Origin of the sequence: Flavobacterium sp. ACN6 (genome assembly GCF_002304005.1) — a bacterium.
GTDB lineage: Bacteria > Bacteroidota > Bacteroidia > Flavobacteriales > Flavobacteriaceae > Flavobacterium.
Window position 1 is genome coordinate 32733 of record NZ_MRCQ01000009.1, and the last position, 23044, is coordinate 55776.

Consider the following 23044-nt stretch of genomic DNA (forward strand, 5'->3'; position numbering starts at 1 on the left):
AAAGTTATATTTAAAAATCTAGAAATTTTAGAATCTAAATCGAATGCATCAACAATGAATCAATTGAGTTAAAAAACATACAATTTTATAAGTATTTACTTGTTTAATTATGATGTTAAATTTAAGTTTTAGGGTATAAAGCCAAGTGTTTATTGAGAACTAATTCTTAAAAAAATAAAAAACCCGATAACGAAAGTTATCGGGTTTTAATCTATATTTTGGGTTCTTTATTCTATTTTCTAAAAAACTTAATCATTCAATTTCAAAACAGCCATAAAAGCTTCTTGCGGAATCTCAACGTTTCCTACCTGACGCATACGTTTTTTACCTTTTTTCTGTTTTTCCAGCAATTTACGCTTACGCGAAATATCTCCACCGTAACATTTTGCGGTAACGTCTTTACGAAGAGCTTTAATCGTTTCACGAGCGATAATTTTTGCTCCAATTGCAGCCTGAATAGGAATGTCAAATTGCTGTCTCGGAATCAATTCGCGTAATTTCTCGGTCATTTTTTTACCGATATTGTAGGCGTTATCTTCGTGAATTAAGGCTGAAAGTGCATCAACTGTTTGTGCATTTAAAAGGACATCCAGTTTTACTAATTTAGAAGTACGCATTCCAATTGGAGAGTAATCAAAAGAAGCATAACCTTTAGAAACCGTTTTTAAACGATCGTAAAAGTCAAATACAATTTCTGCTAAAGGCATATCAAAATTCAATTCAACACGTTCTGTTGTCAAATACGTTTGATTGGTAATTTGTCCACGTTTTTCGATACATAAACTCATTACGTTTCCTACGAAATCAGCTTTTGTAATAATAGTAGCTTTAATAAATGGTTCTTCAACTCTATCTAAACGAGAAGGTTCAGGTAAATCAGAAGGATTGTTTACCACAAATGCAGTTTCAGGGTCTTTTTTGGTGTAAGCCAAATACGAAACGTTAGGAACCGTAGTAATTACAGTCATGTCGAACTCACGCTCTAAACGTTCCTGAATAATTTCCATGTGCAGCATTCCTAAGAATCCGCATCGGAAACCAAATCCTAACGCTGCAGAACTTTCTGGCGTAAAAACTAAAGATGCATCATTCAATTGCAATTTTTCCATAGAAGAACGCAAATCTTCATAATCTTCCGTATCAACTGGATAAATTCCAGCAAATACCATTGGTTTTACATCCTCAAAACCAGTAATCATATTCGTTGTCGGCGTTTTGGCATCGGTTAGAGTATCTCCAACTTTTACTTCTTTCGCTTCTTTAATTCCAGAAATCAAATAACCAACATCTCCGCTGGAAATTACGTTTTTCGGAACTTGGTTTAATTTTAAAGTTCCAATTTCGTCAGCAAAATATTCATTGCCCGTAGCCATGAATTTAATTTTCTGACCTTTTTTGATTTCACCATTTACAACTCTAAATATTACTTCGATTCCACGAAACGGATTGTAAACCGAGTCAAAAATCAAAGCTTGTAAAGGTTCGTCTGGGTTTCCTTTTGGAGCAGGAATTTTTTCGATAATAGCGGCAAGAATGTTCTCAACACCAAAACCTGTTTTTCCAGAGGCATGAATAATATCTTCTAATTTACAACCTAATAAATCGATAATATCATCACTAACTTCTTCTGGGTTCGCACTTGGTAAATCGACTTTATTTAAAACCGGAATGATTTCTAAGTCGTTTTCAAGTGCTAAATATAAGTTTGAAATCGTTTGTGCCTGAATACTTTGTGCAGCATCTACAATCAATAAAGCTCCTTCGCAGGCAGCAATAGATCTAGAAACTTCATATGAAAAATCTACGTGGCCTGGAGTATCAATTAAATTCAGGATGTACTCTTCACCTTTATAAGTGTATTCCATCTGAATGGCATGACTTTTAATAGTAATACCACGCTCACGTTCCAGGTCCATGTTGTCAAGCAATTGCGCTTTTTCTTCACGAGCTGTAACGGTTTGTGTTGCGCCTAATAATCTGTCCGCCAATGTACTTTTACCGTGGTCAATGTGTGCAATAATGCAAAAGTTACGTATCTTCTTCATTTTTATATATCAGTTCTCTAAACGAGTTTAAGTATTTTTTGGGTGTAAAATAACGCCAAAGCAATTGCTTTAAAGCATGTTATTAAGGCGCAAAGATAGCGCAAAGTTTTGGATTCTGGAATGTTGATCTACGATAGTTGATGGTTGTGAATTAAAAACAGGTTTAAAATTCAAAATTGACTCCTTTTTCTGTTAATTTCTTATACATTTCTGCATCAAATTTATAAAGTTTAGCCGCTCTGTGCGAAACGTCTTTTTGCTTTTCATCCAGTGCTGTCAGCAGTTTCATGTGGAGAATTTTTCGTCTGAAATTGGATTTGTCCAATTCGATTCCTAAAATTTCTTCGTACAAATGCATTAGCTGTAAAAGGGTGAACTTTTCTGGTAATAAATTGAAACCAATTGGTGCCTGACGAACTCTGTTTCGCAATTGCAATAAACTGAAATCCAGAATTTCGTTATGGTCAAAAATCAAATCCGGAATCTCATTTATTTTATACCATTTTGCTTCGATAACTCGTAAACTGGCTTTAATATTATAGTCCTCTCTGTTGACCAAAGTGTAATAACCAATAGTAACCACACGTCTTTCAAGAACACGATTCGGGTTTGTAAAAGCTTTTAACTGCTCCAAATAAATGTTTTCAAGACCCGTAAGTTCTTGTAAAATGCGCTGGGCGGCATCATCGGCACTTTCGTCTATTTGAAGCCATCCGCCAAGAAGTCCCCATTTGCCTTTACTTTCGCCTTGGGCATGCTGCACTAAGAGAACTTCGAGACTCTCTTTATTAAATCCGAAGAAAACGCAGTCAATTGTGATTCCGTCTACGGCTGGTTTGTGATAATTAGTAGTTGTTTCTGTCAATTTATTATGTTGTTTCGAAGTGCAAAAGCGTTTTTTATTAATTTTTATATGAAAATCAGAATTCGAAATTAAATCCCTTTTCAGTCAATTTTTTATAGATTTCAGGATCAAACTTATACAATTGAGCTGCTCTATGCGATACATCCTGCTGTTTTTCATCTAAAGCGGCTAGAAGTTTCATATGGAGAATTTTTCTTCTAAAGTTTGGTTTGTCCATTCCAACACCTAAAATTTCTTCATATAACTGCATCAATTGTAATAAAGTGAATTTTTCTGGAAGCAGATTAAATCCAATTGGTGTTTGGCGGACTTTATTTCGAAGATGTTTTAAGCTGTAATTCAGAATTTCATTATGGTCATAAATCAAATCTGGGATATTATTTATTTTGTACCATTTCGCATCCGAAGCTGTAAAACCGGCCTTAATATTATAATCTTCTCTTTTTACTAATGCATAATAGCCGATAGTAATTACACGTCGCAGCGGAAAACGATCTGGATCTCCAAATGCTTTCAGCTGTTCAAGATAAATATTGTCAAGACCCGTAAGTTCGTTCAATAAGCGATGCGCGGCATTGTCTGTACTTTCTTTTTTATAAATCCATCCCCCTGGAAGACCCCACTTTCCTTTGCTGATACCCTCACCGTGCTGCACCAAAAGTACTTCCAGACTGCCTTTGTCAAAACCAAAAATGACACAGTCAATCGTGATCGCATTCATGGCACTCTGTTCGTTTTTTGAAGCAGTTCTGTCATCTACATTTTCAACCATATTCTAGATAAATTTTGACAAATTAAATAAATAAAATGATTACGAGCCTTCTTAAAAGCTTTATATTTTTTTTAACGAAACAAGATTTTGATAATCAGTGAATTAAAAATGTGCTAAAATATGCCTTAAAACATATCGATTTTTAAATGTCTGATTGTCAATTTTATAAATCGTTGTTTTTTCTATATTTTTTATTTCAATTTCAATTCTCTTTTTACATCATTGATAAAAATGAATTACTATTTATCAGAATTGAAAAAAAATAACCCTAATATTTTGTTAATATAGAAAATTTGTTTTACACTTGTAGTCAAATTTACCATAAGATAAATTCAAATTGACTATAAGTAAAAAAGGCAAAGCTACGACTTAACTTAAACTTACCACAAATGTTTTTTCTAGAAATTGATTTTAAATCGATTTTGATGTTTAAAAAATAGCTGCTTATAGTCTGCAAGTACTAAATGTTGGAAATGAGATTCAGGCCCTCATTTTTTGCATGACCTGCTTGGGAAGTTTTCCAGATTTCTCTTAGGGTAAAAATTACTAACTATAACTTAAACTTAATCAATTCTTATTATGAAAAGCAAAAATTGTATTAAAACAACAAAGCTTCCATATTTTATGGCGGTGCTGCTTAGCGTATTTATGATGCAGTTTGGATTTGCACAAGAATCCAAAACTGTAAGTGGAACAATCACCTCTTCCGAAGACGGATTTGGAGTTCCCGGAGCAACTGTACTTGTACAGGGAACAAAATCGAGTACTGTTACCGATTTTGATGGAAAATATAAAGTGGAAGCCAAAACAGGCGATGTTTTAGTGATCACTTTCGTGGGATTTAAAACACAAAATATTACGGTTGGCGCTCAAAAATTAGTCAACGTGGTTTTACAGCCAGAAACTGCAGAACTTAAAGAAATTGTAGTAATTGGTTACGGTACTCAAAAGAAGAAAGTTAATACAGCTGCAACTTCTTTGGTATCAGGAAAAGACATTCAGCAAGTTGCGAGTCTTGATGTTGTAAATGCTTTACAAGGTCAGGCTTCGGGAGTTTCTGTAACTTCTTCTTCTGGTCAGCCTGGTGCGAATATGGTGGTAAATATTCGTGGTGCAGGTACAGCAGGAAACAGTGATCCTCTTTATGTAGTTGATGGTGTTGTGGTTGATAACGGAATTGGATATCTTGATCCATCTGTTATTGAAAGGGTTGACGTTTTAAAAGATGCTTCTGCAGCTTCTATCTACGGAGCAAGAGCAGCAAATGGAGTTATCTTGGTTACAACTAAAAAAGGAAAAGACGGTAAAATGAATGTGTCTTTCAGCTCATATACAGGTTTTCAGCAGATTGCTAAAAAACTGGATTTATTGAATACACAGGAATATACAACAATTATGAACGAAGCTCGTGTAAATTCTGGATATGCTCCATTATACACAAAGGCTCAAATTGCTGGATTTCCAGATACCGATTGGCAGAAAAGTTTATTTAACGAAGGTGCAATCAAACAAAATCACTCGCTTTTAATTACAGGTGGTGACGAAAAATCTACAATTGCTACTGGTTTATCTTACTACGGGCAAGACGGTATGATCGGAGGATCTACAAGTCAGTCTCAATACGATCGTATTACCTTTACAGTAAACTCTACTTCAGAAGTAATTAAAGGATTTTTAAAAATTGGTGAAAACTTCACTTTATCAAACATCAAATCAAGCGGTGTTGCAGATGATGGTATTTACAGCAATGCAATTAGAGCTTTCTTAAATGCTGCGCCAATCGATGCTCCTTACGATGAAAATGGCGGTTTTGCACGTTCAATTATTTCAAACGACGTAACAAATCCTGTTGGATCTTTATACTACAATAACTTCAACCAGACTAAAACAAACCGTTATGTAGGTAATATTTTTGCAGAATTAAAATTTGCCAAAAACTTTACTTTCAGAACTAGTTATGGTGTTGATATGACAGACAGTAATTACCGTTCTTTCAGACCAGTTTACTCTCTTTCTTCAAATGATAATAATACGGTTTCAAGTGTAACTCAAAGTGCTACAAAATCTTTGGGATGGATTTTTGAAAATACACTTCAATATAAATTCAATATTGGGTCAGCTCATAATTTTGATTTGTTAGCGGGTACTTCTGCTAAAAAGAATACTTCTGATTACATGGAAGGACAAGGTAGAAACTTGATTTTTGATGATTTTGCTCACGCTTATTTAGACAATGCAAAAGACCCAACTTCAAATGTGGTAAAAGGAAATCGCAGAGATTACGCGATTCAATCTTACTTCGGACGTTTATTGTACGATTACGATAATAAATACTTATTCTCAGCGACAGTTCGTCGTGACGGATCTTCAGAATTTGGTCCAGACAACAAATATGCTATTTTCCCTTCATTCTCTGCAGGTTGGAATTTAGACAAAGAAGCTTTCTTTAAAGAAAACAAAGTATTAAATACTTTCAAATTAAGAGCAAGCTGGGGACAAAATGGTAACGATCAATTTGCAAGAAGATTTGCTTACATGTCAGTTGTAAACTCAACAGATAAAACATATCATTTTGGAACAGGTGACGAAACTTTATTAGTAGGTTCAAGCCCTGACCAATTAGCAAACCGTAATTTAAAGTGGGAGACTTCAGAGCAGTTAGACTTAGGTTTTGATGCTACTTTGTTTAACAACTTTACTTTAACTTTCGATTATTACGATAAGAAAACTAAAGATTGGTTAGTTTTGGCTTCTATTCCTGCTTATGCTGGAGCAACTGCACCTTACATTAATGGTGGAGACGTGAGCAACAAAGGTTTTGAAATTGGATTGGCTTACCGCACACGTTTCGGAAAAGATTGGAATTTTGGTATCAACGCCAACCTTTCACGCAACCAAAACGAAGTGTTGAGAATTGCAAATAATGAAGGAATCATTCACGGAGAATCTAATGTTTTATTCCAAGGTTTAGACGAAATGAACCGTGTTGAGGTAGGTAAACCAATGGGTTATTTCTACGGTTTAAAAACAGCTGGAATTTTTCAAAATGCTGCAGAAGTTGCAGCGGGAGTACAGCCTAGTGCAGTTCCTGGAGATGTTCGTTTTGTGGATTTAAACGGTGACGGACAAATTGATGCAAATGATAAAACTCAAATTGGTGATCCAAATCCAGATATTACTTACGGTGTTAATTTAGAATTATCATACAAAGCTTTTGATTTCTCTATTAATACTTACGGTACTGCTGGAGGACAAAACGTTTTTGGAATTCACGATTACACTCGTGCTTACACAAACAACACGACAGATGTTTTAAACAGATGGACAAGCGAAGGAACTTCAAACACAGTTCCAAGAGTAACTTACGGAACAGATGATAATGGTAACTTCACTAAATTCTCTGATTTGTATATTCAGGATTCTGATTTCTTCAGAATTAAAAATGCTACAATTGGATGTGATTTGACAAAGTTAACAGACAAGTTAAAATTCTTCTCTAAATTCAGAGTATACGTTGCAGGAAATAACATTTACACATTCACGAAGTACAAAGGAATGGATCCGGAAATTGGTTTCGGAAACGTAAATCAATCTTGGGCTAAAGGAATCGATGTTGGGTATTATCCACAGCCAAGAACCTACATGATGGGTCTAAATGTTAACTTTTAAATTTTGAAAACGATGAAAACATATATAAAATTATTTGCCCTTTCAAGCCTTCTGGTTTTAGGTTCTTGTTCGGAGGATTTTTTGGAAAACGAACCATATACAGATAAAGTAACGGAGAATTTTTATAAAACTCCATCTGATGCTTTTGAAGGTTTGGTTGCCGTTTATGACGTATTGCAAAGAGAAGCTTATGGTACACAATTGATCGTAAGCGAGCAGGCATCTGATAACTGTTTTGGTGGATTTGGTATTGCAGATCCAACTGTAGATTTGCAGTGGGACCGCTTTCAATATACTACAGATAAAGATATGAATAGCCTGACTTGGTCAAACTCTTATCTTGGAATTTACAGAGCAAATGTTCTATTAGAAAACTTAGACAAAGTAAACTGGGGATCTGAGACAGCTTTAAAAACACGTTACGAAGCGGAAGCTCGTTTCTTGAGAGCACATTTTCATTTCCAGGCAGCAAAAATGTTTGGTGATATTATTCCGTTGGATCATACGGTAACAACAAGTGAATTTGAATTACCAAGACAAACTCCAGAAGTTACTTATGCTTTAATTGCAAACGATTTAAAATTTGCTGCTGATAACTTAGGTCCAGAGAATTACTCACAAGCAGGAAATGCAAACTACGGACGTATTACAAAATGGGCTGCAGAAGCTTATTTAGCTAGAACATTCTTATTTTACACTGGAGCTTACAACAAAACAGATCTAGCCGGAGTAATTACAAAAGCGCAAGCTGTAACTTATATCAATGATGCTGTAAATAATAGCGGACACGGTTTAGTGGCTGATTTCGCAAATCTTTGGTTAGCAGCTTCTTTTGAAAATTTTGCAGGAGAAGATAATACAGAAATGGTTTGGGCTGTTCGTTTCAACGGATCAGGAAAAGGAAATTGGGATCTTCATGAAGGAAACCGTTTCCAAGTAAACATTGCGCCGCGTGGAGGCTCAATTGGTAAATACGCAACAGGATGGGGAGGAGCAACTGTAAATCCTAAATTGGTTGCTGCATACGATAATGCTGATACAAGAAAAGGAGCTTCGTTTATTGATTATGTTGGTGAAGGATTAAACTTTGACCCGCAAGCTAGAGAGCAACGTCAATATACTGGATATTCTTGGAAAAAATACTGCCCAATTACTAACGCTGCAGGAGTTGCAGTTGTAGAGGCAAATGGAGGAAACTTCCAAATTGATAACTATCAAGATTATGCGGTTATTCGTTTTGCAGATGTTTTATTAATGGCTGCTGAATTGAATTTAGGAACAAATGCTGCATTAGCACAAACAGATTTAGACAGAGTTCGTGATCGTGCTTTTAAAACTACGACAAATAGAGTTCCTGCAACTCAGGCCAATATTATGGAAGAGCGTCGTCTTGAATTAGCATTAGAAGGTTTACGTTATTTTGACTTAATCAGACAAGGTATGCCTGTAATGAAAGCGGCGATTGATAACAATACTGGAGATTCTCAGTTTGCGGTTACTTTTAGACCAGAAACGCTGGGATGGCTGCCTTTACCACAATCACAGATTGTACTTTCAAACGGTACTATTCAACAAAATCCAGGTTGGAACTAACATTTAAACAAATTGATTATGAAACGTATATTATATATAGTATTAGCGGCTGTAACAATCAGTTCGTTTTTATTCTCTTGCGAGCCTGTTGAAGATCGTGAAAGTCTGCCGGCAGTAACGCTGACACCAGAAACACTTGAGTTCTCGATAACTCAAAACACTGCAAAAAAGAATGAAGTAGTTTTAAAGAATGACGATCCAACGGTAATTCCATACTGGAGATATGTTGATGGAAATGGGAATGAACTTGGACATTCTAACAAAAGTGATGATAAAGTAAATTTTCCTTTTGCAGGGAAGTACACTATTTTTTACACAGCGTTTGTTAGAGGAGGTTCTGTTGAAGCAGCGCCGGTAACGGTAGAAGTTCCAGAAAATGATGATGCTTTCTTCAGCGATCCAAGATGGGAAAAACTGACTAATGGACAAGCTGGAAAAACTTGGGTTTTATACATGACAGCTCCATTAGAATTTATCGGAAATACACCAAGTTATGTAAACAGAGAGGTGAGTGGTCCAGGATGGTGGCCAAACCTTTCAGATATTTCTTGGGCTGGTCTTGAAAACAAAGATTGGGGAGAAATTACATTTAATTTAGATGGAGGTTACAATGTTTCGGTAACACAAACCAACCCAGCTTTAGGAAATACACAAAAAACAACCAAAGTAGGAACATTCAATTTTAGTCTTACAACTGGAGAAACAAATGATAGAATTTCGTTTAACGGAGGTACAGAAATGCTGCATCCAAACGAACCAAGTTATTTTAGTCCTTCTTTCAGTTTCACGAATGTAAAAATTGTTGAACTTACTGATACAAGTTTATGCTTTATCGGAATTAGAGCAGATGGTGATTATTTAATTTATCATTTAGTTCCAAAATCATAAGTTAGTTAGTTTTGAAGTCTCAGTTTTAAATACATTTTATAATGTGCTTTAAGACTGAGACTTAAATTATTTTAAGAAGAAATATTCGAAATCATTTTTTATTTCTATCTTCCATTTCCAAAAACACAAAAAGCACCTATGCATATTAGAAAAAACATAAAAAGCATAAGTTTATTGGCAGTCGCGGCTGGAGTACTTTTATTCAATTCCTGCGCTAAAAAAGGCGATGCATTTATAAACAGAAAAGTTTCTTTTAATACAGATTGGAGTTTTCACCTTAACGATAGTATTGTGGATAAAGATACCATCGGAAGTACTACAAAATGGCGAAAACTAGACGTTCCTCATGATTGGAGCATCGAAGGCAATTTTGATGAAAAAAGTCCTGCAGGTTATGGAGGCGGCGCTTTAAACGGAGGTTTAGGCTGGTACAAAAAAACATTCAAAGTCGCTGCAGAAGACAGCACAAAAGTAACATCTATCACTTTTGACGGTGTTTACAAAGACAGCGAAGTCTGGGTAAACGGACATTTTTTAGGAAAACGTCCAAACGGATATATTGGTTTTCAGTATGAAATTTCTCCTTATTTAAATTATGGAGATAAAAACAACGAAATAATTGTTAAGGTTGACAATTCAAAACAACCCAATTCACGCTGGTATTCAGGTTCAGGAATTTTTAGAAATGTCTGGATCGAAACCACAGATAAACTGCATGTTGCACAATGGGGAACTTATGTGACAACACCAAAAGTTACGGCTCAAAAAGCTTCAGTAGAATTTGAAACTACCATTCAAAATCAAAACACAGCAGCAAAAAAAGCGACCGTAACCACTACTATTTTTAAAGAAGATACCAAAGTAACATCGGTTACTCAAGATATAACAATCGGTGCCAATGCCAATCAAACCTTAAAACAATCTGCAGAAGTGGAAAATCCTGTTTTATGGTCGGTTGAAAAACCAGAATTGTATACCGCAGTTACTGAAATTTCGCTTGACGATAAAATCGTTGATCAATACAAGACCAATTTCGGAATCAGAGATTTTAAATTTGATTTGAATAAAGGTTTTATTTTGAATGGAAAACAGGTAAAAATAAAAGGAGTTTGTTTACATCATGATTTAGGTCCGCTGGGGGCTGCAATCAATACGCGTGCTATCGAACGTCAATTGGAAATCATGAAAGAAATGGGTGTAAACGGAATCAGAACTTCTCATAATCCGCCTGCTCCAGAACTTTTAGATCTTTGCGATAAAATGGGTTTCATTGTTATGGATGAAGCTTTCGACATGTGGAAACAAACCAAAACCAAATACGATTACGGAAACGATTGGGACAAATGGCACAAAAAAGATCTAATTGATCAATTGCTGCGTGACCGAAATCATCCAAGTATTTTTGTTTGGAGCATTGGAAATGAAATTCCAGAACAATGGAACGAAACGGGTGTTGTAATTGCCAAAGAATTAGCAGCAATTACACGTCAGTACGATAAAACACGTCCGTTGACCGCTGCGATGAATCCGCCTGTGAATATGAATATTGATGAAGTGACGTTACAGTTTGAGAAAAACAATGTTTCGATTAATCCGCTTGCTGGATCAGGTGTTTTAGACTTGATTGGGTACAATTATGCACATCAAACGTACGAACATCACCTAAAAAACTTTCCAAATACACCTTTCATTGCAACAGAAACGACTTCTGGTTTGCAGACAAGAGGATATTATGACGCCGTTTCAGATACTATCAAAAAATGGCCGGTAAGATGGGACCTTAAATTTACAGAAGGAAATCCAGGTAACACAGTTTCTGCTTACGATCAGGTTCAGACACCTTGGGGCTCTACTCACGAAGCAACATGGAAAGTAATTAAAAAACACGATTTCCTTTCTGGAATGTACATCTGGACAGGTTTCGATTATATCGGCGAACCAACTCCGTATGAATGGCCGTCAATTAGTTCTTATTTTGGAATTGCAGATTTAGCAGGTTTCCCAAAAGATGTGTATTATATGTACCAAAGTGAATGGACTGATAAAACGGTGCTGCACATTTTTCCTCATTGGAATTGGAAAGCGGGACAAACTGTTGACGTATGGGCATATTACAATAAAGCCGATGAGGTGGAACTTTTTGTAAACGGAAAATCAGTTGGAAAAAGAAGCAAAAAAGGAGACGATCTTCATGTAATGTGGAGAATTCCTTTTGAAGCAGGAACTTTAAAAGCCATTTCTCGTAAAGACGGAAAAGTGGTTTTAGAAAAAGAAATTAAAACGGCTGGAAAACCTTCGCAGTTAAAATTGACTGCTGACAGAAGCACAATCAAAGCAGATAAAAATGATTTGTCATTTATAACAGTTGATATTTTAGATGGTAAAGGCACTTTGGTTCCGAATGCCAATAACGAAATCAATTTTTCATTAAAAGGAAACGGAAAAATTGTTGGTGTTTGCAGCGGTGATCCCGTAAGTCACGAACCTTATAAAGGAACTAAACATACCGCTTTGGCAGGAAAATGTTTAGTAATCGTTCAATCGGGTAATGCAGCCGAAAGATTAGAATTAACTGCTAAAGCGAATGGACTAAAACAAGCCACAATCGTAATTACAACAGAATAATAAGTTACGTTCCTGCAAGGTTTTCAAAACCTTGTAGGTATAAATAGTAAAGTATAGAATAAAAAATAGTAAACCTACAAGGTTTTGAAAACCTTGCAGGAACGAAATGCAAAAACTAAACTAATGAAAAACACATCACTAACCACATTGTTTTCAGCTTTTATGATTGGATTTGTTTTGACGCCAAAAGCATCGGCTCAAATCCAAAATGCAGACGTACTAAATGCACCAATAGACATCAGTAAAGATTTTCAGAATTACCTGAATACTTTTTATTTCGCAGACGAATTGGCATCTTTTGATCCTGCAACGGGAAAAGGAACTATAAAATATTTGAGATACAATTATAAAACGCGTCAGGCTTTCAACAATATGATGATGAAACCTGATGTGGAAAAAGCAAACGAATTTCCAACAACAGAATACGAAGAATCTCCTGTTTTACCATTTGAAATTCAATTTGTTTCAGATCGAACAGTTCGTATTAAAACAACATCTGGACCACAGTTTCATCCGCAAAAAGAATCTTTAATGCTGATTGACGGTGTTGCGCCAAATCATCCTGAATTATGGAAATATTCTAAAATTGAAGGCGGTCACAGTTATACAAGTAAACACGGAAAAGTTGAAATCTTGACAAAACCTTGGCACGTAAAAATCTACGATGAAAAAGGAAAATTGTTGACAAGTACACTTCACGATACTGATTTTAAAAACACATATACACCAACACTTCCGTTTTCTTATGTTCGCAGAAACAGCGATTATTCAAGAAGTATGGGTGCGGCTTTTAGTTTAGAGCCAGACGAAAAAATATTTGGTTGCGGAGAATCATTCACACAATTAAACAAACGTGGTCAAAAAGTAGTTTTATGGGCAGATGACGCCAACGGAATCCAAAATGAAACCATGTACAAACCGATTCCGTTTTATATGAGCAGCCGCGGTTACGGAGTTTTCATGCATCATTCAACACCAATTACGGTTGACTTCGGAAAATATTTCTCAAGTGCAAACGAAATGTATATTGGCGATGACGAAGCCGATTTGTTTTTCTTCATCGGAGAACCAAAAGACGTTTTAGATCAGTACACCAATTTAACTGGAAAAGCTGCAATGCCGCCACTTTGGTCTTTCGGATTCTGGATGAGCCGTATTACCTATTTCTCTGAAAAAGAAGGACGCGAAGTAGCAAAAGATTTGCGTAAATATAAAATTCCAACAGATGTTATTCACTTTGATACGGGTTGGTTTGATGTAGATTGGAGAAACAACTACGAGTTTGCAAAATCTCGTTTCCCAGACGCTACAAAAATGATGTCCGATTTAAAGAAAGATGGTTTCCAGGTTTGTTTATGGCAATTGCCTTATTTCACGCCAAAAAACACTTTGTTTCCTGAAATTATGGATAAAAACTTAGCAGTAAGAGACAGAAAAGGAAACCTTCCGTATGAAGATGCGGTTTTAGATTTCTCAAATCCAGAAACGGTAACTTGGTATCAAGGAAAATTGAAAAAATTATTTGATGAAGGAGTTGCGGTTTTCAAAGTAGATTTTGGAGAAGCGGCACCGCCAGACGGAATTTACCATTCTGGAAGAACAGGTTTTTACGAACACAATTTATACCCATTACGATACAATAAAGCAGTTGCAGAAATCACTCAGAAAGAAAAAGGATATACTTTAATCTGGGCAAGAAGTACTTGGGCAGGAAGTCAGCGTTATCCTTTACATTGGGGAGGAGATTCTGAAACCACAAACGGAGCAATGTCTGCAGAATTACGCGGTGGACTTTCTTTAGGTCTTAGCGGATTCAGTTTCTGGAGTCATGATGTTGGAGGTTTCGCAACTAAATCTCCAGAGAATATTTACAGAAGATGGACACCATTCGGAATGTTGACTTCGCACGTAAGAAGCCACGGAGAACCGCCTCGCGAACCTTGGTTGTACAGCAAAGATTTCTTGGAAGGATTTAGAAAAGCAGATAATATGCGTTACGAATTAATGCCATACATCTACGCTCAGGCAAAAGAAAGTTCTCAAAAAGGACTTCCAATGATGCGTGCTTTATTTGTAGAATATCCAAACGATCCGGGAGCTTGGTTAGTAGATAATCAGTATTTATTTGGCTCAAGTATGTTGGTGGCACCGCTTTTTGAAGAAGTTGAAGAAAGAGATGTTTACCTTCCTGAAGGAACTTGGATTGATTATCAAACTAAAAAAGTTTACCAATCTGGATGGCATAAAATCAAAGCTGGTGAAATTCCAATTATCGTTTTGGTTAAAGACGGAACTGCAATTCCACACATTGGTTTAGCGCAGTCTACAAAAGATATGGATTGGAGCAAACTGACATTAAAAGTTTATGCAAGCGACAAAACTACTTCGGCGACAGCCAAAGTATTTTTACCAGAAGGCAATGCCGTACAAGAAATAAAAGTGAACAAAAACGGAAACAATTTTGACGTAGCAGCCAATCCGTTAAACGGAAAAACCACTTTTAAAACAGAGTGGGTTAAGTAATTAAAAATTGATAATTAAAAATTAAAAATCTCCTCAATCTGCGAGAAAAAATAAACACATAGAAACATAGTTTTTTGTTTCTGATCAAAGAAAATAAAAAGAAACTAGTTTCTCACACATAGAAAAACTATGTGAACTGACATAAGTGAAACGCCTTTTTTTAAGTTTCTAATAAGCTATGATTCTATGTGTTTAAAAAATATAGTCACAGATTAAAGGATTAAAAAAGATTATTACTCTCGCAGATTTAGCAGATCAGGCAGATTTTTGTGATATTTAAAATCAGCTCAATCTGCTCAATCAGCGAGAGAAAAAAATAAAAATCCTCTCTAATCTTTAAATCTGCGGCAAAAAAAATAATTCAAAAAACATGAAAAACTATCTAATTCTCCCAGCCGTTTTGTTTTCAGTAGCAATTGGCTACAGTCAGAAAAACAAAAACGCTTACGAACTGGCATCGCCAAACGGAAAAAACAAAATCAAATTTGAGCTCGTAAAAAATGCTCCAAAATATGCCGTTTCTCACGGAAAAACCGAAGTGATTTCTCCGTCAGATATGGGATTTTTGCTAAAAGGAAATGAAGATTTAAGCTCAAATTTTGAAATTAAAGGTGCCAAAACTTCAACTTTTGACGAAACTTGGGAACAAGTTTGGGGAGAAAAGAAAAACATCAGAAACAATTACAATCAGCTTGTAGTTGATTTACAACAAAAAACAGGAAACAAAAGAAAATTACAAATTCAATTTCGTGCTTTCGATGACGGAGTTGCTTTTAGATATGTGTATCCAAAGCAAAATGTAAAAGACAGTATTTTTATCACGGATGAAAAAACAACTTTTAAATTAAAAGAAGACGGAAAAGCATGGTGGATTCCAGCAAACAGAGAAAACCGCGACGAATATCTTTTCAAAGATGCGCCGGTAAGTACTTTGGACACCGTTTTAACTCCATTAACAATTGAAAGTAAAAGCGGATTGGCATTAAGTTTTCACGAAGCAAATCTAATTGATTTTGCAAGTATGACTTTGGTAAACACAAAAGGAACCGAATTAAAATCGGATTTAGTGCCGTGGCCTGACGGAGTAAAAGTTCGCGTAAAAGATACGTTTACTTCATCTTGGAGAACACTTCAAATTGGAGAAAATCCAGGAGAATTGATTACTTCTTATTTGGTTCTAAACCTAAACGAACCAAACAAATTAAAAAATACAGCAAGTTATTTCAAACCTTATAAATATTTAGGAATTTGGTGGGGAATGCACATCGGAAAATATACTTTCTGGGAAAGTGACAAACAAGGAGCTACAACCAAAAATGCAGAAGCATATATTGATTTTACAGCAAAAGAAGGGTTCAATCATTTATTGATCGAAGGATGGAACAAAGGTTGGACGCCGGGCTGGTATGAAAACCGTATGCACATGTTCAGCTTCACGAAAAGTGCGGACAATTTCGACCTTGAAAAAGTAGTGGAATACGGAAAGAAAAAGAACATTGAATTAATAGGATACCACGAAACAGGTTCGAACTTAATTAACTACTTAAAAGAAGTTGATGAAGGTTTTGCTTTATACAAGAAACTAGGAATTCATACGGTAAAAATTGGTCACGTGGGTTCTAAATTGAATATGAAGCAAATGCACTTTGGACAATTTGGAGTGAATTATTTCAGATACATTTTAGAAAAAGCAGCACAATATGATCTAGCAGTTTTATACCACGAATCAATCAAAGATACAGGAGAAAGAAGAACTTTCCCAAACATGGTTTCAAGAGAAGCAGCGCGTGGACAAGAATATAACGCATGGAGCGAAGGAAATCCGCCAAACCATTTAAGTATTATTCCATTTACAAGATTACTTTCTGGACCAATGGATTTTACACCTGGAATTTTTGATGTTGAGGTAAAACAAGGTTATCCAGGAAAAAGAATTCAAGGAACAGTGGGACAGCAATTGGCATTGTATGTAACAATTTATTCTCCAATTCAAATGTTGGCCGATCTTCCAGAAAATTACGAAGGAAAACCAGCTTTACAATTCTTAAAAGATGTGCCGACCGATTGGGAAGACACTAAAATCTTAGAAGGAAAAATTGGCGAATATATCACAACGGCAAGAAAAGACAGAAACAGCGCAGACTGGTATTTGGGAACTCTTACGAATGAAAAACCAAGAAATGCAGCGATTTCATTATCATTCTTAGATCCAAATGCAACTTACGAAGCACAAATTTATGTTGATGCCGAAGGAACAGATCAAACGCACAATCCAGAAGCAGTTGCAATTTCTAAGAAAACAGTAAAAGCTTCAGATGTTCTAAACCTAAAATTAGGCGGAGCTGGTGGTGGAGCAGTAAGATTTAAAAAATTGTAATTTGAGTTAGAAGTTAAATGTGAGACGTTAGATGTTAAACCCGACAGGTTTTTAAACCTGTCGGGTTTCGTAACGCAATGATTACGTATATTGTAGAGACGCACTGCAGTGCGTCTAAGTTCCAATAATCAAATAAATACTTATTATCAAATGAAAAAATATTCCATAATACTATTTCTTTCATTACTGTTAACCAATGGAAATTTGTTTGGACAAACCGCTGAAAACAGAATCATAAAAGTTGATTATAAAAAAGAAGCAGGAAAATTAAATACCATGTTTAAAGAATGCATTGGTGCCGGAAGAGCAAACGAAGGTTTGAGAGCCGACTGGCAGCAGCAATTGGCATTGGTTAAAAAAGAATGCGATTTTAAATACATCCGTTTTCATGGTTTATTGTCAGATGATATGGCCGTTTATCGTGAAGATAACAAGGGGAATCCGGAATACAATTACCAATATGTAGACGTTTTGTTTGATTATATTGTGAGCCTGAAAATGAAACCGTTTGTAGAATTAGGTTTTATGCCTAATGCTTTAGCAAGTGGAAAAGAAACTATTTTTTGGTGGAAAGGAAATGTAACACCTCCAAAAGATTATAAAAAATGGGAAGATTTAATTAAAAATCTAACCACACATTTTAAGGAACGTTACGGAGATGAAGAAGTAAAAACATGGTATTTTGAAGTGTGGAACGAACCCAACTTATCACCAGGTTTTTGGACAGGAACTCAAGCAGAATATTTTAAATTATACGATTATGCAGCGCGTGGTGTAAAAGCTGTAAATCCTGCATATAAAGTCGGCGGACCAGCAACAGCAGGTGCAGGATGGGTTCCCGAAACAATTGATTTTTGTGTTAAAAATAATGTGCCTTTAGATTTTATTTCGACTCATACTTATGGTGTAAACCAAGGATATTTAGACGAATTCGGAACTTCTGGAACAGTTTTGAGCCCAGACATAAATAGTGTCAACGGAGATGTCAGCAATTCGCGTAAGCAAATCACTAATTCGGCTAAACCTAATTTAGAATTGCATTATACAGAATGGAGTTCATCTTATACGCCAGCCGATCCAATTCACGACAGTTATCATTCGGCAGCTTATATACTGCAGAAATTGAAGCAAGTCGGCAATGATGCAAACTCCATGTCATATTGGGTTTTTACTGATATTTTTGAAGAACCAGGACCAAGATTTACACCTTTTCACGGAGGTTTCGGATTGTTAAATACACAAGGAATTAAAAAGCCGGCCTATTTCTCTTATTATTTAATGAATAAATTAGGGGAAACAGAACTTCAAAATTCAGATAAAGCTTCGTGGACTTCCAAAAATGCCAAAGGCGATGTACAAGTTTTGCTATGGGATTTTACCAATACGCATCCGGGCGATAAAGTTTGGAACCAAACATACTATGTTCAGGATCTTCCATCAAAAGAAAAAGTAAAAGTAAAAGTTGAAGTTGATGGAATGCAGAAAGGAAAATATCTGCTGGAAATTTACAAAGTAGGATATAAATCAAACGACGTTTATGCAGATTATTTGGCAATGAATAAACCAAGTCAGTTAACACGTCAGCAGGTTAATTCGTTAAAAGAAAAAAACAACGGCGCACCAATTGCAACAGAAAAAATTACGATTGACGGAAAAGGAACTTTCAGCAGAGAATTTAAAATCAATGAAAATGATGTTTTTTTTCTTAATCTGATTAAACAATAAACAAAAAAACACAAACATAAAAAATAATATTAACGGTATTTAAAGATCATTTGTGAGGCTGAGAATCTTTAAATCTAAACACCTAACTATCTATGAAAAACAAAATGATATTCCTTTCGGCAGCAGTTGTTTTTGCATTGTTTACTTCTTGTAAAAATGATGCGAAGACTGAAGCTTCAAATTCGGATTCGGCACAGACCGAAGAATACGTAGGAAAAGAAATAAGCACAGATCATGATGCTGAAATCGACAAATTGATTTCGCAGATGACATTGGAAGAAAAAATTGGAATGCTGCACGGTAACAGTATGTTTGCGAACGCAGGCGTAAAACGTTTAGGAATTCCAGAATTAAAAATGGCCGACGGTCCATTGGGAGTTCGTGAAGAAATTTCACGCGACAATTGGGCTCCGGCAGGTTTAACAAATGACTTTGCAACCTATTATCCAGCAGGAGGTGCTTTAGCGGCAACATGGAATGCAGAGATGGCACATACTTTTGGGGCTAGTTTAGGAGAAGAATTACGCGCAAGAGACAAAGACATGTTACTTTCGCCAGCCATCAATATGGTAAGAACACCGCTTGGAGGAAGAACTTACGAATACATGTCTGAAGATCCGTTCTTAAATAAAAAACTTTCGGTGCCTTTGATTGTTGGCTTACAAGAAAAAGATGTAATGGCTTGCGTAAAACATTATGCAGCAAACAATCAGGAAACCAATCGTGATTTTGTCGATGTACAAATTGACGAGCGTACACTTCGTGAAATTTATCTTCCCGCTTTTGAAGCTTCGGTAAAAGAAGCAAAAGCGTACAGTATTATGGGAGCTTATAATAAATTTAGAGGCGAATACTTATGTGAAAACGATTATATGCTGAATAAAATCCTTCGCGACGAATGGGGATTTAAAGGTGTAGTAGTTTCAGACTGGGCCGCAGTGCATTCTACAGCAAAAGCATTGAAAAATGGTTTAGATATTGAAATGGGAACACCAAAACCGTTCAACGAATTTTTCTTAGCCGATAAATTAATCGCTGCGGTTAAATCTGGTGAAGTTTCAGAAAAAGAAATTGATTTGCATGTAAAACGTATTTTAAGAGTTTTGTTCCAAGTTAAAGCAATGGGCGGAGGCGAGCGTGCAAAAGGAAGCATCGCAACAGAAGCGCATTACCAAGACGCTTACAAAATTGCAGCAGAAGCGATTGTATTGTTGAAAAATGATAACAATGCTTTACCATTAAAATTGGACGGTGTAAAATCGATTGCAGTTATAGGAAACAATGCTACAAAGAAAAACGCTCTTGGCGGATTTGGAGCTGGAGTGAAAACAAAAAGAGAAGTTACCCCTTTAGAAGGTCTTAAAAACAGATTACCTTCTTCAATTAAAATCAATTACGCAGAAGGTTATTTAGAGCGTTACGACGAAAAAAATAAAGGAAACTTAGGAAATATTACTTCTACAGGACCTGTTACAATTGATAAATTGGATGACGCTAAAGTTCAAGAAGCAGTAGAAGCGGCTAAAAATTCAGATGTTGCGATTATTTTTGCGGGTTCAAACCGTGATTACGAAACAGAAGCTTCAGACCGTAGAGATTTACACTTGCCTTTTGGACAAGAAGAATTAATCAGAAAAGTTACTGCAGCAAATCCTAAAACTATTGTAGTAATGATTGCAGGAGCTCCATTTGATATTAATGAAGTAAGCCAGAAATCTTCTGCGTTAGTTTGGAGCTGGTTCAACGGTTCTGAAGGTGGAAATGCTTTGGCAGATGTTATTTTAGGAAAAGTAAATCCGTCAGGTAAATTACCTTGGACAATGCCTAAACAACTAAAAGATTCTCCTGCACATGCAACAAACAGTTTCCCTGGAGACAAAACGGTAAATTATGCTGAAGGAATTTTGATCGGATACCGTTGGTTTGATACTAAAAATGTTGCGCCATTATATCCTTTCGGTTACGGATTATCATACACAACTTTTGCGCTTGATAATGCTAAAGCAAATAAAGAAGCGTATGCTCAAAACGATGTAATTGAAGTTACAGTTGACGTTAAAAATACTGGAAAAGTAGACGGAAAAGAAGTAGTACAATTATATACTTCTAAATCTGATTCTAAAATTACACGTGCAGCTCAGGAATTAAAAGGATTCAAAAAAGCTGATGTAAAAGCGGGTGGTTCAGAAAAAGTGACTATTAAAGTACCAGTAAAAGAATTGGCTTACTACGATGTTGCAGCCAAAAAATGGACAGTTGAACCTGGAAAATATACTATTAAGTTAGGAACTTCTTCTAGAGATATTAAAAAAGAAATTCAGGTAACAGTTAAATAACAGCTGTTTTCTTTTCATAAAATCTAACTATAATCAACGCCAGCCCTTTTAAGCTGGCGTTGATATTAACCACCAAACCAAATAAAATGAAAAAAACAATTAAAGATTACCTATTAAGTTTTGCCTTATGTTTTGCATTTCTAGGAGTTTTAGCCTGCAGTTCAGACAAAGAAGATACACCTCCAGTGTCCATAAAGACACTTGGTGCGAGCACAAATAAAATTGATTTAGAAAGCAAAGAAACTACGGTTGAGATAACTATTACTTCCAACGCTACAAACTGGACTTTAAGTAATCAGGCAAGCTGGATCAAATTAAGTCAGGCAGTTGGAACTTCTGGAAGTACAATTGTCAAAATTACAGCTTCAGAAAATGTAGATACAGCAGTACGAAATGCAGTATTGAAATTAACTTCTACTGAAGGTAATGCTTCAGAAATTACAGTTTCTCAGGCAGCTGGAGTTGCGGCAGGTTTATATCCAAGTTATAATACAAATCCAATTGCGGCAGATGCCTCTGGAATGGCAAGTTCAGCAGTTGAATTAGCATCAAAAATTAAACTAGGATGGAATATCGGAAATACGCTTGAAGCGACTGGAGGCGAAACAGCTTGGGGAAATCCAAAAGTGACTAAAGCTTTGATTGACGCTGTAAAAGCAAATGGATTTAATGCGATCCGTATTCCGTGTTCTTGGAATCAGAATCTAGAAAATGCTGCAACGGCAAAAATCAAAACCGAATGGCTGAACAGAGTTAAAGAAGTAGTTCAATATTGTGTAGACAATGATATGTATGTTGTGGTTAATATACACTGGGACGGCGGCTGGCTGGAGAATAATATAACCGAAGCTAAAAAGGTAGAAAACAACGCGAAACAAAAAGCTTTTTGGGAGCAGATTGCAACGCATTTACGCGGATTTGACGAACATTTACTTTTTGCAAGTGCCAACGAACCAGCAGTAGAAGATGCAGCGCAAATGGCGGTTTTAACGTCATATCACCAAACTTTTATTGATGCTGTTCGTTCAACTGGAGGTAAAAATGCTTCTCGTGTTTTAGTGGTTCAAGGCCCGACAACAGATATCGAAAAAACAAACAAATTAATGACTACATTGCCAGTAGATAAAGTTACAGGCAGAATGATGGTTGAAGTACATTATTATTCACCTTGGAATTTTGCTGGATTGACCAAAGATGAAACTTGGGGCAAAATGTTCTACTATTGGGGTAATGGTTTCCACTCTACAACCGATACAGAACGAAATGCCACTTGGGGAGAAGAAGCTGATTTAGAAAAGAATTTTAAATTGATGAAAACCCAATTTGTTGATAAAGGAATTCCAGTTTTGTTGGGAGAATTTGGAGCAATCCGCAGAACGACATTAACAGGAGATGCTTTGACTTTACATTTAAATTCAAGAGCCTATTATTTAAAAACGGTTGTAAAAACTGCAAAAGCAAATGGATTATTACCATTCTATTGGGATGAAGGAAGCATAGGAAATAATGGTTTCGGAATTTTCAAAAGAAGCGATAATTCTGTTTTTGATACTCAAGCTTTAAACGCTTTAAAAGAAGGATTACAATAAAAATGAGGTTAAAAACCATATAAGTGATATAAGTAAA

12 protein-coding genes are annotated in these 23044 nt (G+C 35.8%); 9 read left to right on the forward strand and 3 right to left on the reverse strand.

Going from position 1 to position 23044, the window contains the following annotated elements; all coding sequences use genetic code 11:
• Nucleotides 1–248: 248 nt before the first annotated feature.
• The 3 genes from lepA to BSF42_RS14650 all read right to left on the reverse strand — a co-directional run bounded on the left by lepA (nt 249) and on the right by BSF42_RS14650 (nt 3682).
• Entirely contained in the window at nt 249–2045 is a 1797-nt protein-coding gene (lepA, locus tag BSF42_RS14640) for a translation elongation factor 4 (protein ID WP_095953833.1), read from the reverse strand.
• Between the two features lie 163 nt (nt 2046–2208).
• Nucleotides 2209–2910: an NUDIX domain-containing protein gene (locus BSF42_RS14645; protein WP_095953834.1), complete on the reverse strand. Its 702-nt coding sequence runs from the start codon at nt 2908–2910 to the stop codon at nt 2209–2211.
• A 55-nt stretch (nt 2911–2965) separates the two neighbouring features.
• Complete coding sequence (locus BSF42_RS14650) at nt 2966–3682, reverse strand: NUDIX domain-containing protein (protein WP_095953835.1); 717 nt, start codon at nt 3680–3682, stop codon at nt 2966–2968.
• 579 nt (nt 3683–4261) lie between these two features.
• Here BSF42_RS14650 and BSF42_RS14655 point away from each other — a divergent pair.
• From BSF42_RS14655 to BSF42_RS14695, 9 genes are all read left to right on the forward strand, one after another.
• Nucleotides 4262–7351, forward strand: a complete 3090-nt coding sequence (locus BSF42_RS14655) for a TonB-dependent receptor (protein WP_095953836.1) — start codon at nt 4262–4264, stop codon at nt 7349–7351.
• Between the two features lie 12 nt (nt 7352–7363).
• Nucleotides 7364–8944 carry a RagB/SusD family nutrient uptake outer membrane protein gene (locus tag BSF42_RS14660; RefSeq protein WP_095953837.1) on the forward strand — a complete coding sequence of 527 codons (1581 nt, stop codon included), beginning with the start codon at nt 7364–7366 and terminating at the stop codon, nt 8942–8944.
• Nucleotides 8945–8962: 18 nt separating this feature from the next.
• The gene (locus BSF42_RS14665) at nt 8963–9832 is read left to right on the forward strand and encodes a hypothetical protein (RefSeq protein WP_253251074.1); all 870 of its coding nucleotides are present in this window, start codon (nt 8963–8965) and stop codon (nt 9830–9832) included.
• A gap of 138 nt (nt 9833–9970) precedes the next feature.
• Nucleotides 9971–12457 (forward strand): glycoside hydrolase family 2 TIM barrel-domain containing protein, encoded by a 2487-nt coding sequence (locus tag BSF42_RS14670; RefSeq protein ID WP_095953839.1) that lies wholly within the window; start codon nt 9971–9973, stop codon nt 12455–12457.
• Between the two features lie 123 nt (nt 12458–12580).
• Nucleotides 12581–14980, forward strand: a complete 2400-nt coding sequence (locus BSF42_RS14675) for an alpha-xylosidase (RefSeq protein ID WP_095953840.1) — start codon at nt 12581–12583, stop codon at nt 14978–14980.
• 370 nt (nt 14981–15350) lie between these two features.
• Nucleotides 15351–17357: a glycoside hydrolase family 97 protein gene (locus tag BSF42_RS14680; RefSeq protein ID WP_095953841.1), complete on the forward strand. Its 2007-nt coding sequence runs from the start codon at nt 15351–15353 to the stop codon at nt 17355–17357.
• A 150-nt stretch (nt 17358–17507) separates the two neighbouring features.
• Nucleotides 17508–19082: a glycoside hydrolase gene (locus tag BSF42_RS14685; RefSeq protein WP_095953842.1), complete on the forward strand. Its 1575-nt coding sequence runs from the start codon at nt 17508–17510 to the stop codon at nt 19080–19082.
• 92 nt (nt 19083–19174) lie between these two features.
• Nucleotides 19175–21418: a glycoside hydrolase family 3 C-terminal domain-containing protein gene (locus BSF42_RS14690; RefSeq protein WP_095953843.1), complete on the forward strand. Its 2244-nt coding sequence runs from the start codon at nt 19175–19177 to the stop codon at nt 21416–21418.
• Nucleotides 21419–21504: 86 nt separating this feature from the next.
• Nucleotides 21505–23007: a cellulase family glycosylhydrolase gene (locus BSF42_RS14695; RefSeq protein ID WP_141248463.1), complete on the forward strand. Its 1503-nt coding sequence runs from the start codon at nt 21505–21507 to the stop codon at nt 23005–23007.
• Nucleotides 23008–23044: the final 37 nt, after the last annotated feature.